This is a genomic window from Endozoicomonas sp. GU-1 (assembly GCF_027366395.1).
GTDB lineage: Bacteria > Pseudomonadota > Gammaproteobacteria > Pseudomonadales > Endozoicomonadaceae > Endozoicomonas.
Map to the genome: position 1 here is coordinate 3,871,895 of NZ_CP114771.1, position 14,113 is coordinate 3,886,007.

The 14,113-nt window shown below is 56.7% G+C and carries 2 protein-coding genes (1 of these 2 only partly in view); both read right to left on the bottom strand.

The genetic code is table 11. The features are described from left to right. Entirely contained in the window at positions 1–2,265 is a 2,265-nt protein-coding gene (locus O3276_RS16235) for a LamG-like jellyroll fold domain-containing protein (protein ID WP_269672264.1), read from the bottom strand. After that, positions 2,240–14,113 carry the end of a VCBS domain-containing protein gene (locus O3276_RS16240; protein WP_269672265.1) on the bottom strand. The gene runs 20,013 nt beyond the window's last position, so 11,874 of the gene's 31,887 nt are visible here — the last part of the coding sequence; the start codon falls outside the window, past its right edge; the stop codon is at positions 2,240–2,242. Before O3276_RS16240 ends, O3276_RS16235 begins: the two co-directional genes overlap by 26 nt.

Consider the following 14,113-nt stretch of genomic DNA (forward strand, 5'->3'; position numbering starts at 1 on the left):
TCAATCCAGGCTGAGATTACCGTTATTAATCAGATTGTTGATAATCTCGGCATCGGTGTTGCCCAGCGCGGACATGTCAACCCCTTCCAGCCTGATCTTCTGAGTGATATCTCCGCCCACCTGTGGTGTTATTTCAAGCGTGGTATCGCCGTTGTCAAAATTCAGGGCCAGATACTGATCCAGATCCCCGTGATCACTGGGCAGGATATCGTCCAGGTGAATAACATCACCTCCCTGCCCCAGATGGAAGTCAGTGATGACATCTTCTGCGGGTGCCGCAGCTGTACCAAGGTCATGTGCTTCCCAGGTAAAGGTATCAGAACCCGTACCCCCGGTTAGCGTGTCATTACCGGCTCCACCAAAGAGAATGTCGTCACCCGCTTCACCCAGCAGAGTGTTGCTGTCACTGTCCGCTTTGATGATATCCGCACTATCGGTACCGATCATCTCCAGGGAGGTTAAAAATGACTCAATATCGCCGGACTGGGCCTGACCGTAGAGGTCACTGATACTGTTGGGGTCCAGAGACCTGTCCAGAACCACCAAGTCTTTCATTGTACCATCGGTGTTAGCATCCACGGCCCCCCAGTTACTCTGTCCCACCAGGTTACTGGTCAGAGACACCCCGGAAGGCCCCTGGCCATTTGGATTGTCCGCCACTTCAACGCCATTTTTATACAGGTGCATGTGGCCATCGGCATCAACCGTCAGGGCCATGTGGAAAGTTTCTCCAAGGGTATAGAAGTTATCAAACGCCACAGACCCGACTATGGTGTTGCCGTGGAAAATTTGCGCCTCGATGCGACCTTCTGTAGGGCTGGCAATCAGGATATTATCGGTGCCGGGGCCATTACCAAAATCAATGATCCTGGCCCAGTTAGTGTGACTGTCATAGGTAAAGGTCGAAGCAATGGTTATATCATCGGACAGTGTCATGGCTCCCAGGTAGCCACCGGCACCGTTGAAGCTGACGCCATCATGGTTGAAATGAGTAATGGCACTGTAGAAGGTCACAACCTGACCATTGCTGGTAAGGCTTTCCGCCTTGTCACCGGAACCGGTGGTAAAGTCAATGGCGGCCAATGCATCATTTGCTTCATGCACCGGTAGTAATTCTGCTACATCTGTCACGGACACAACATAAGGCTGTTCACTGAATCCGCCGGATGAATTTGTAGCCCTGACGGTCAACCGGTGACTGGTGGCCGTCTCATAATCGAGAGTTCCAGCGAGACTGATCTCCCCGGTAGCGGCATCAATGGTGAATAGGCCACCGGCATTATTGGTCAGGCTGAAGGTAAGCTCCTCACCGGCTGGGTCGCTGGCCTGCATCTGGCCAACGACGTCTCCTGGCAGGGCACTTTCAACAATATCTGCAGAGGCCAGAAATGCTTCAATATGGCCGGATTGCGTCTGACCGAAGAGATCACTGATGCTGCCCGGGTCCAGTGACCGGTCCAGGATAATCAGATCTTTCACGGTACCGTCGGTAGCCGTGTCCTGAGGCCAGTTGCTTTGACCCACCAGGTTGCTGCTCAGTGTCACTCCCGCAGGCCCCTGACCATTGGGATTGTCAGCCACTTCAACGCCATTCTTGTACAGATGCATATGGCCATCAGCATCCACCGTCAAGGCCAGATGGAAAGTTTCATCCAGGGTGTAGAAATTATCATAAGCCACTGAGCCGACAATGTTGTTACCGTGAAAAATCTGAACCTCTATTCGTCCTTCCGATGGGCTGGCGATCAAAATGTTATCGCTGCCAGCGCCATTACCCAGATCAACCAACCGTGCCCAGGGAGAGTGGCTGTGGTAAGTAAAGGTGGACGCAATGGTCATATCACCGCTGAGCGTTATGTCTCCCAATGAGCCACCGACACTGTTGAGTCTGACGCCATCGTCAGAGCGGGTAATGCCACTGTTGAAGGTGAGATCCTGATTATGGTTGGTCAGGTCTTCGGCAACTTCGCCGGAACCGTTGGCAAAGTCAAAAGCGACCAGGGCATCAGAACCCCGCTCCGGCAACAGCTCCGGTGTAGCAACCTCAGCCAAGGCGACCACATAGGTCTGCTCGCTGAAGGCACCGGATGGATCAGCAACCCGTACGGTCAACTGATGGCTGGAGGCCGAATCGTAGTCCAGGGTATTGGCCACGGTGATCTCTCCGGTAGCGGCATCAATGGCAAACAAACCACCGGCATCATCAGTCAGGCTGAAGGTCAGGTTGTCACCGTCCACATCACTGGCCAGTGCCCGACCGACCACCGTGCCGGGCAGGGCATTTTCGGCAATGGTATTCGAGGGGAACGTTCAGGAATGCTGCTACTTCACCGATCTGCGTTTGCTGGTATAAGTCGCTGATACTGTCTGGGCCCAGTGATCGGTCGAACACAACCAGATCCTTCACCGTGCCATCCGTAGCGGCATCCTGGGACCAGTTACTTTGACCTACCAGGTTACTGGTCAGTTCTACTCCGGATGGCCCTTGGCCATTGGGGTTATCCGCTACCTGGACACCGTTTTTATAGAGGTGTATATGGCCATCGTCGTCAACTGTCAGGGCCAGATGGAAAGCTTCCCCCAGCGTGTAGAAATTATCAAAAGCTACGGAACCAACAATCTGGTTGCCGTGGAAGATCTGAGCCTGTATTTGCCCTTCTGACGGGCTGGCGATCAGAATATTGTCGGTACCGGCACCATTACCGAAATCAACCAGCCGTGCCCAGTTGCTGTGGCTGTGGTAGGTGAAGGTGGAGGCAATAGTGATATCGCCCCGCAAGGTCATTGCCCCCAGGGAGCCGCCAACGCTGTTGAGCGCGACACCATCATCAGAGCGGCTGATGCCACTGTTAAAGGTCAGATCCTGGTTATGGGGAGTGAGGTCTTCAGCCACCTCTCCAGAGCCCTGGGCAAAATCGTAGGCAACCATTGCACCTGAGCCCCCCTCCGGCACAAATTGCGGCGCAAAATTGCTGTTTGCCACTGAGATCTCATACTGCTTCTCATGGAATGCGCCATCGGGGTGATCGGTAACCCGAACGGTTACCTGGTGGCTGCTGGCTAAGTTGTGATTCAGGTCACCGGCCAGACGAATAACCCCGGTACCAGCATCAATGGCAAACAGACCTCCGGCATCATCGGTCAGGCTGAAGCTCAGCGTATTACCTTCCGGATCTTCGGCCTGCACCTGACCTACTTCAGTACCGATCGCAGCGTCCTCAGTAATGTGTAGAGGATTTAAAAATACTTCTACTTGCCCTGAGTTTGTCAGCGAGTAAAGATCGCTGATGTGGTCGGCATCCAGAAAGTGATCAACAATGATCAGATCCTTGACGCTACCGTCTGTGGCGGCATCCTGAGAAAAGTTACTCAGGCCAACAAGGTTGCTGGTACGTGACATCACAGTGGGCGCTGCGGCGTCGGAACTGTCAGCCACTTCAGCACCGTTCTTGTAAAGATGCATATGGCCACCGTCATCAATGGCCAGGGCAACATGGAAGGTTTCGCCCAGTGTGTAAAAATTATCAAAACCCACCGAGCCAACTACATTGGCACCGTGGTAAATGTTGGCTTCAATGCGGCCTTCCGATGGGCTGGCGATGATGATGTTATCAGCGCTGGCACCGTTACCCAGGTCGACGACCCTGGCCCAGTTGCCATGGCTATGGAAGGTAAAGGTGGTAGCGATAGTCATGTCGCCACCCAGAGTCATCGCCCCGATGGAACCGCCGACGCTGTTAAGGTTAACGCCGTCATCTGTCCGGGTAATGCCATTGTTAAAGGTCAGGTCCAGATTATGCTCGGTCAGGTCTTCCGATACCAAACCTGAACCATCGGCAAAATCAAAGGCAGCCACTGCCGTGTAGTCCGTATCCTGCAGTAATGATGGTGCAATATTCTGGTCATTCACCAGCGAAACCACAAACAACTGCTCATCAAACCCACCGGTCTGGTCAGTCACCCGTACCGTCAACTGATGGCTGGCTGCGGTCTCATAATCGAGGGCTCTGGCGATGCTGATGACCCCGGTATTGGCATCAATAGCAAACCGGCCATCGGCACTGTCGGTCAGGCTGTAAAAGAACGCATCACCGTCGGGGTCACTGGCCTGCACCTGGCCGACAACTGTGCCGGGCTGGGCATTTTCGTCAACCTGCTGGCCCAGCGACAGATTCTTGGTGTAGATATCCGCATCACCATTCTGGTTGCTCATCCAGGCAATTTGCACTGTACCATCTGCCAGGGTGGTTACCGATGGTTCATACTGATTGCCCGTTTTGGTATCGTTAATTGCAATGGGGTCTGTTAATGGCACACCATTGCTGCTGAACAGTCTGCTGTAAACACCGTAACCATCCGCATCATCCGCCAGGAAAGTAGCCAGGATATCATTGCCAACGGCAGTCAGCTGCATATTGTTCAGGGCAAGCACGCCAGAATCACTGACCGCAACTGGGGAACCCACGGCTGTAGCATTGGAGCGCCACATCTGGATATACCAGGTGCCGCCACTCTGGTAAGTGGTGGCCAGGCTGCCATTGTCCAGTGCTATGACTTGAGTATCGTTACTCCAGGAAGCCGGGGGACCGCCAAAAGCAACCGGGCCATGGGCACTGCTACCGTCGCCATTGAAAATTTGCAGGTGTATGGCGTCATCCGAGCCATTGGATGTGCGCCAGTTAACGGCGAATCTGCCATTGTCCAGAGCGGCCACACTGGGATGGGAATGGTCTGAATTCACATTGGCAATAAAAATGTCACCTGTATGATGGGCATTCTCGTCATAGATGAAAACTTTAAGCCGGTAGTCACTATCCACAGTAGAAACGGCATAACGGTTGTCAGACAGCGCCGTAACTTCCATTGCATCGTGATAATTGACCTCATGTTTGTTGATCCAGCTTCCGTCCGCATTGAAAAAGTGCGTTGCACTCTTGGTTTGCCCTGAATCTTCATAAAAGAAAGATACGGCATAGGCTCCTGAAGGAAGTACGGAAACAGAAGGATTTTCATACTGATAGCTAGCGTACCACACCCAGTTATTCACTTGATGGGCATCACCCACAGGATTGCCTGCTGTGTCAAACCGCTGGGCCATTACGTTATTAACGGCACTTTGGCCTGTCGTCCACGTGGTGATATAGCCTCCATCCGGATGGGCCGCAATATCTACCTGGGTCTGTTCATATTGGCCCGCCGCGAGAGCCTGCTCATGTTCCATCGCGGGATCCAGCACCTGATTATTGTCGATAAACTCTGATAACTGGCCTGCCTGAGTCTGGTGATAGAGTTCACCGATACCATCCGCGGTCAGTGATTCATTGAGTACCACCAGATCGTAGATATGACCATCCGTTGTCGGATCATTGGCCCAGTTACTCAAGCCAATCTTGTTGCTGGTGCGTAATACCTCATTCGGCGTCTGGCCATGAGGGTTATCAGCCACTTCAACACCATTTTTATAGAGGCGCATATGGCCATTGTCGTCAATTGTCAGGGCAACATGGAAAACTTCGTGCATAGTGAAGAAGTTATCGAATCCAACGGAGCCTACCAGGTTACCGCCACGGTAAACTTGAGCCTCAATACGGTTTGGCGAGGGACTGGCAATCAGAATATTATCTGCACCGGGGCCATTGCCGAGGTCAATAACCCGAGCCCAGTTCTCGGTTATGCCATAGCTAAAGGTCGATGCAATGGTGATATCTCCCCCCAGAGTCATCGCCCCCAGCGAGCCGCCAAAGCCCCTGAGCCTGACGGACTGACTCTCACTGACAGCACCACCACTGACAAAAGATACTTGATGGTTGTGTTCCGTAAGATCGTTATAAACGCCATCGACACTATTAAACTCAAAGGCCGCCACAGACTGCGAAGAAACCCTTCCTGAACCCATTTCCGGAGCGTTGGTGACGGAAACAACATACTGCTGTTCGCTGTAGCCGTGCTGTGAATCCTGGACCCTGACGGTCAGTGAATGGCTGTTGGCAACACCGTGATCCAGAACGCCAGCCACCTGGATTTCGCCAGTGATGGCGTCAATGGTGAACAGGCCGCCGGCATCATCGGTCAGGCTGAAGGTCAACCCGTTGCCCTCTGGGTCATGGGTCTGCACCTGGCCAACCACATCCCCGGGGCTGGCGTTATCACCAACACTCAGTGCAGTCAGATAGGTTTCCAGCCCACCATCGGCCTGACTCGATTGATAAAGATCACCGATATCGTCTGGTGACAGCGAGGTATCAAGAATCACCAGATCCTTCACCGTACCATCCGTGGCGGCATCCTGAGAAAAGTTACTCAAGCCTACCAGATTACTGCTGCGGGACATCTCCGTTGGTGCCTGTCCATCAGGATTATTGGCCACTTCCACACCATTTTTGTACAGGCGCATATGGCCATTGTCATCCACAGTCAATGCCACATGGAACTCTTCGCCCAAGGTATAGAAATTATCAAAGGCCACTGTGCCAACATTAGTGCCACCGTGGAGAATATGGGCCTCAATGCGTCCTTCGGACGGACTGGCGATCAAAATATTATCGGCACCGGCACCGTTGCCCAGGTCCACCACCCGGGCCCAGGAATCGTGGCTGTGGTAGATAAACGTGCTGGCGATGGTGATGTCCCCACCCAGCGTCATTGCTTCAATGGAGGTACCCACCTGGTTGAGGTTGACGCCATTGTCGACCCGGGTTGCCCCATCGTTTAAGGTCATGGCGTGGCCATGGTAGCCAAGGTCTCTGACAATATCACCGGCAACATCAACGAAATCAAAAGCTGCCACTGTTTCTGAGGCAAGTTGCGGTACCAGTTCTGCAGCTCCGTTAACGGAAACCGTATACTGCTGCTCACTGTATGCCCCCACCGGATCAGTGGCTCGTACAGTCAACTGATGGCTGCTGGCTGTGTCGTAATCGAGAGTACCTGCAACACTGATCTCCCCGGTACTGGCATTAATGGCAAACAGGCCGTTGGCGTCGTCGGTCAGACTGAAGGTCAGTGTATCGCCATCGACATCACTGGCCTGCACATGCCCTACCACTGTGCCGGCCTGAGCCTTTTCATTGACGCTCCATAGCGTCAGGAACTCAGTCATTGCGCCTGACTGTGTGAGATCATAAAGATCACTGATGCCCTGGGGATCCATTGATCTTTCAAGAATCACCAGATCTTTGATCGTACCATTCGTAGCAGCATCCTGGGCAAAGTTACTTTGGCCCACCAGGTTGCTGGTACGTACCATCTCAACAGGCGTCTGACCATCGGGGTTGGCCGCGACTTGCACGCCATTTTTGTACAGATGCAGATAGCCATCGTTATCAACCGTCAGGGCTAAATGGAATGTCTCACCGAGCGTATAGAAGTCATCAAGAGCTACGACTCCAACAACATTGTTGCCGTGGTAAATCTGAGCCTCTATCCGTCCTTCTGATGGGCTGGCGATCAAGATATTATCCTCGCCTGCACCATTACCCAGATCAACAATCCGCGCCCAGTTACTGTGGCTGTGGTAAGTAAAGGTCGAGGCAATAGTGATATCCCCACCCATGGTCATATCACCCAGTGAACCACCGGCACCATTAAGCTCAACACCGTTGTTGGTTCGGTTAATTCCGTTATTGAAGCTCAGGTCCTGATTATGGCTACCCAAACTCTCAGCGACCTCCCCTGCTCCCTGGGTCAGGTCAAACATTGCCAGTGCCCGGGGGTCAGGCTGCTGTGACAACTCCGGTGGCTCATTCACATTGGCAACATTCACTGTGTATTGCTGTTCACTGAATGCCCCGTATGAATCGGCTACGTGCACGGTCAACGGGTAGCTATTGGCCGTGTTGTAGTCCAGTTCACCCAGAACGCTGATCTCGCCAGTAGCTGCATCAATGGCAAACATACCGTCGGCGTCTTCGGTTAGACTGAAGGTCAATGTATCGCCATCGGGATCGCTGGCCTGTACCTGACCAACGATGGTACCGGTCTGGGCATCCTCCATGACATTCAGGATGGTCAGGAGGAGTTCGACGTTACCGGCAGCCAACTCCGGGTTATTACCGCTGGTGGCCTGCAGAGTGACGTTGTCGACCACCAGGTCGCGGCCATTCCCATCGGCGGTGGTGTCGGAGATCCGGAGCACCAGGTTGCCTGCTGACCGGGCGGTGAACGCCAGGTCCAGGGTTTGCAGGGTCAGGGAGTCGCTATCGAACGCTTGCATGGCCAGTACGGCACCGGACGTTTCATCAATCACCTCGACCTGACCGGACACCGGCTGAGCCGACCAGGCGACACCGTAATCCAGGCTAAGGTTGTAGTTGATGTTTGGATGGCCCTGAATCACCTGCTCCACGACACCGTCTGCCGCACCGCCGCCACCATTAAACGCCAGGCGATTATCATAGAACTCTACCGTTCCGTTCAGCGTCCAGTCATCGGTGGTGGTGAAATCACTGTTGCTGACCAGATTGTTGTCCAGTTGCAGGTCGTTGTAGGTATCAAGATTGAGAATAAATTCAGGTGCAAGAGAGTCGACTGCCGGGGTATTGATCACATGATCAGGGTTGGCGGCGCTGCGGGCTTGCAGGCTGACGTTGTCGACCACCAGGTCCCGAAGATCGCCATTTGCGGAGGTGTCCGAGATTCGCAGCACCAGGTTGCCCGTTGACTGTGCCGTGAACGTCAGGTTCAGGGTCTGCAGGGTCAGGGAGTCGCTGTCGAATGCCTGTGTAACCAGCACTTCACCGGATGCCTGATCAATCACCTCGACCTGACCGGATACCTGCTCGGCGGACCAGGCGGCACCGTAATCCAGACTCAGGCTGTAGTTGATGTTCGGGTGGCCCTGAATCACCTGTTCCACCACGCCGTCGGTGGCACCGCCACCGCCATTGAACGCCAGGCGATTATCGTACAACTCCACCGTTCCGGTCATGGTCCAGTCATCGTCACTGGTGAAAGCGCCGTTGCTCACCAGCTCAGTGTCCATCTGCAGGTCTCGGTAGAGAACCGGGTTGTCGGCGCTGCGGGCCTGCAGGTTGATGTTATCAACCACCATGTCGCGATTATTGACATCGATGGTAGTGTCAGAGATCCGCAACACCAGGTTGCCCGCTGACGGGGTGGTGAACGTCAGGTTCAGGGTCTGCAGGGTCATGGAGTCGCTGTTGAATGCCTGTGTGGCCAGCACCTCACCGGACGCTTCATCAACCACCTCCACCTGACCGGACACCGGTCCGTCCGACCAGGCGGCACCGTAATCCAGGCTCAGACTGTAATTAATGTCCGGATGGCCCTGAATCACCTGTTCCACGAAGCCGCCTGACGCACCACCCGCGCCGAATCCATTAAACGCCATACGGTTCCCATAGAACTCCACCGATCCGGTCAGGGCCCAGTGTTCATCGGTGGTGAAATCGCCGTTGCGCACCAGGTTGGTGTCCAGTCGCAGATCCTGGTAGACCTCCGGGTCATGCTGGGCCGGTTCGCCGGTGATGGTCAGGGTAAAGTTGTCTGTGGCGCTGGCAATACCGTCGCTGGCCGTGACCGTTACCGACAGCGATCCCACATCACCACTGCCGGGCGTGCCGGAGAAGGTGGTGCTGGCAGCATCAAAGCTGAGCCAGGCGGGCAGGGCACTGCCATCGGCCAGGGTGGCGCTGTAGCTCAGGGCATCACCTTCCAGGTCGCTGAAGCTGTCTGCGGGCAGCTGGTAGCTGAAAGGGGTGTCCTGATCGGCACTCTGATCGACCAGGGCGACATCCAGCACTGGTCCGTCGTTGCTGCCGTTGAGGGTGATGGTCAGGGTGTGGCTGGTGCCATCCGCAGAGGTCACGGTCAGGGTCTCGGTGAGGGTTTCCCCCTCCCCGAGCTGCTGAATGGCCGACTGGCTGTTATCGGCGCTGTAGGTCCAGTGGCCACTGGCATCCAGGGTCAGTTCACCGTAGCTGCCGGTGAGGGTGGTGGCGATAAACTGGGCTTCACCGGCATCGCTGTCACTGATGGTCAGGGTACCGCTGGCGCTCAGGACGTCGCTGCTGTCTTCGGTCACTGTCGCACTGTCATCGCCAGCGATCACGGCCGGGTTATTGGCTACCCGGTCGGGGTTGTCAACGCTGCGGGCCTGCAGGCTGACATTGTCGACTACCATATCGCGATTATTGACATCGACGGTGGTGTCCGAGATCCGCAACACCAGGTTGCCCGCGGACGAGGCGGTGAACGCCAGGTTCAGGGTCTGCAGGATCATGGAGTCGCTGTTGAATGCCTGTGTAGCCAGCACCTCACCGGACGCTTCATCAACCACCTCCACCTGACCGGACACCGGTCCGTCCGACCAGGCGGCACCGTAATCCAGGCTCAGACTGTAATTAATGTCCGGATGGCCCTGAATCACCTGTTCCACGAAGCCGCCTGACGCACCACCCGCGCCGAATCCATTAAACGCCATACGGTTCCCATAGAACTCCACCGATCCGGTCAGGGCCCAGTGTTCATCGGTGGTGAAATCGCCGTTGCGCACCAGGTTGGTGTCCAGCTGCAAATCCTGGTAGAGATCCTGCGCCACCGACACGGTGTAGGGCTGTTCGCTGAAGGCACCGAATGCATCGGTCACCCGCACGGTCAGCTGATGGCGGTCGGCACTGTCATGATCCAGGACACCGGCGACGCTGATTGCGCCGGTATTGGCATCAATGGCAAACAGGCCACCGGCATCGTCGGTGAGGCTGAAGGTCAGGCTATCACCATCGGCGTCCCTGGCCGACACCTGCCCCACCACCGTGCCCGGCTGGGCGCTCTCACTGATGCCCAGCGGAGTCACGAAGGACTGCAGGTCATCGCTCTGGGCGAGCTGGTAAAGCTCACTGACGTCGCTGGCTGAGAGGGTACTGTCGAGGATCATCAGATCCTTGATGGTGCCATCGGTGGCGGCATCGAACGACCAGTTACTGGCACCGACCAGGTTGCTGGTCAACTCGACACCGGCGGGTCCCCGGCCGGGATTGTCCGCCACTTCAACACCGTTCTTGTACAGGTGCAAATGGCCATCAGCATCCACTGTCAGGGCCAGGTGGAAGGTTTCATCCAGAGAGAAGAAGTTATCAAACGCCACCGAGCCGACAATGCTGTCACCGTGGAAAATCTGGGCCTCTATTCGTCCTTCCGATGGGCTGGCGATCAGAATATTATCGGTACCAGCGCCATTGCCCAGGTCAACCATCCGTGCCCAGGCAGTGTGGCTGTGGTAGGTAAAGGTGGTGGCAATGGTCATCGTCCCGTCAAGGGTGATTGCCCCGATGGAACCACCGGCGTTGTTCAGTTGCACGCCTGAGTCACTGTGGGTGACGCCGCTGTTGAAGGTCAGTTGGTGGCCGTGGTCGGTCAGGTCGGCAGCCACATCACCGCTGCTGCCTGCCAGGGCAAAGGCTGCCAGGGCATCGGCACCGGGGAAGGCCTGCAACTCGGGTGCCTGATTGTCCGCCGGTGGGTTTGCGGGGTCGGCCGCTACCGCCAGGGTGAAGGTGTCCGAGGTACTGGCCAGGCCATCACTGGCAGTGACCGTAACGGACAGCGAGCCGACGTCACCACTGCCGGGCGTGCCGGAGAAGGTGGTGCTGGCGGCATCAAAGCTGAGCCAGGCGGGCAGGGCACTGCCATCGGCCAGGGTGGCGCTGTAGCTCAGGGCATCACCTTCCAGGTCGCTGAAGCTGTCTGCGGGCAGCTGGTAGCTGAAAGGGGTGTCCTGATCGGCACTCTGATCGACCAGGGCGACATCCAGCACTGGTCCGTCGTTGCTGCCGTTGAGGGTGATGGTCAGGGTGTGGCTGGTGCCATCCGCAGAGGTCACGGTCAGGGTCTCGGTGAGGGTTTCCCCCTCCCCGAGCTGCTGAATGGCCGACTGGCTGTTATCGGCGCTGTAGGTCCAGTGGCCACTGGCATCCAGGGTCAGTTCACCGTAGCTGCCGGTGAGGGTGGTGGCGATAAACTGGGCTTCACCGGCATCGCTGTCACTGATGGTCAGGGTACCGCTGGCGCTCAGGACGTCGCTGCTGTCTTCGGTCACTGTCGCACTGTCATCGCCAGCGATCACGGCCGGGTTATTGGCTACCCGGTCGGGGTTGTCAACGCTGCGGGCCTGCAGGCTGACATTGTCGACTACCATATCGCGATTATTGACATCGACGGTGGTGTCCGAGATCCGCAACACCAGGTTGCCCGCGGACGAGGCGGTGAACGCCAGGTTCAGGGTCTGCAGGATCATGGAGTCGCTGTTGAATGCCTGTGTAGCCAGCACCTCACCGGACGCTTCATCAACCACCTCCACCTGACCGGACACCGGTCCGTCCGACCAGGCGGCACCGTAATCCAGGCTCAGACTGTAATTAATGTCCGGATGGCCCTGAATCACCTGTTCCACGAAGCCGCCTGACGCACCACCCGCGCCGAATCCATTAAACGCCATACGGTTCCCATAGAACTCCACCGATCCGGTCAGGGCCCAGTGTTCATCGGTGGTGAAATCGCCGTTGCGCACCAGGTTGGTGTCCAGCTGCAAATCCTGGTAGAGATCCTGCGCCACCGACACGGTGTAGGGCTGTTCGCTGAAGGCACCGAATGCATCGGTCACCCGCACGGTCAGCTGATGGCGGTCGGCACTGTCATGATCCAGGACACCGGCGACGCTGATTGCGCCGGTATTGGCATCAATGGCAAACAGGCCACCGGCATCGTCGGTGAGGCTGAAGGTCAGGCTATCACCATCGGCGTCCCTGGCCGACACCTGCCCCACCACCGTGCCCGGCTGGGCGCTCTCACTGATGCCCAGCGGAGTCACGAAGGACTGCAGGTCATCGCTCTGGGCGAGCTGGTAAAGCTCACTGACGTCGCTGGCTGAGAGGGTACTGTCGAGGATCATCAGATCCTTGATGGTGCCATCGGTGGCGGCATCGAACGACCAGTTACTGGCACCGACCAGGTTGCTGGTCAACTCGACACCGGCGGGTCCCCGGCCGGGATTGTCCGCCACTTCAACACCGTTCTTGTACAGGTGCAAATGGCCATCAGCATCCACTGTCAGGGCCAGGTGGAAGGTTTCATCCAGAGAGAAGAAGTTATCAAACGCCACCGAGCCGACAATGCTGTCACCGTGGAAAATCTGGGCCTCTATTCGTCCTTCCGATGGGCTGGCGATCAGAATATTATCGGTACCAGCGCCATTGCCCAGGTCAACCATCCGTGCCCAGGCAGTGTGGCTGTGGTAGGTAAAGGTGGTGGCAATGGTCATCGTCCCGTCAAGGGTGATTGCCCCGATGGAACCACCGGCGTTGTTCAGTTGCACGCCTGAGTCACTGTGGGTGACGCCGCTGTTGAAGGTCAGTTGGTGGCCGTGGTCGGTCAGGTCGGCAGCCACATCACCGCTGCTGCCTGCCAGGGCAAAGGCTGCCAGGGCATCGGCACCGGGGAAGGCCTGCAACTCGGGTGCCTGATTGTCCGCCGGTGGGTTTGCGGGGTCGGCCGCTACCGCCAGGGTGAAGGTGTCCGAGGCACTGGCCAGGCCATCACTGGCAGTGACCGTAACGGACAGCGAGCCGACGTCACCACTGCCGGGCGTGCCGGAGAAGGTGGTGCTGGCGGCATCAAAGCTGAGCCAGGCGGGCAGGGCACTGCCATCGGCCAGGGTGGCGCTGTAGCTCAGGGCATCACCTTCCAGGTCGCTGAAGCTGTCTGCGGGCAGCTGGTAGCTGAAAGGGGTGTCCTGATCGGCACTCTGATCGACCAGGGCGACATCCAGCACTGGTCCGTCGTTGCTGCCGTTGAGGGTGATGGTCAGGGTGTGGCTGGTGCCATCCGCAGAGGTCACGGTCAGGGTCTCGGTGAGGGTTTCCCCCTCCCCGAGCTGCTGAATGGCCGACTGGCTGTTATCGGCGCTGTAGGTCCAGTGGCCACTGGCATCCAGGGTCAGTTCACCGTAGCTGCCGGTGAGGGTGGTGGCGATAAACTGGGCTTCACCGGCATCGCTGTCACTGATGGTCAGGGTACCGCTGGCGCTCAGGACGTCGCTGCTGTCTTCGGTCACTGTCGCACTGTCATCGCCAGCGATCACGGCCGGGTTATTGGCTAC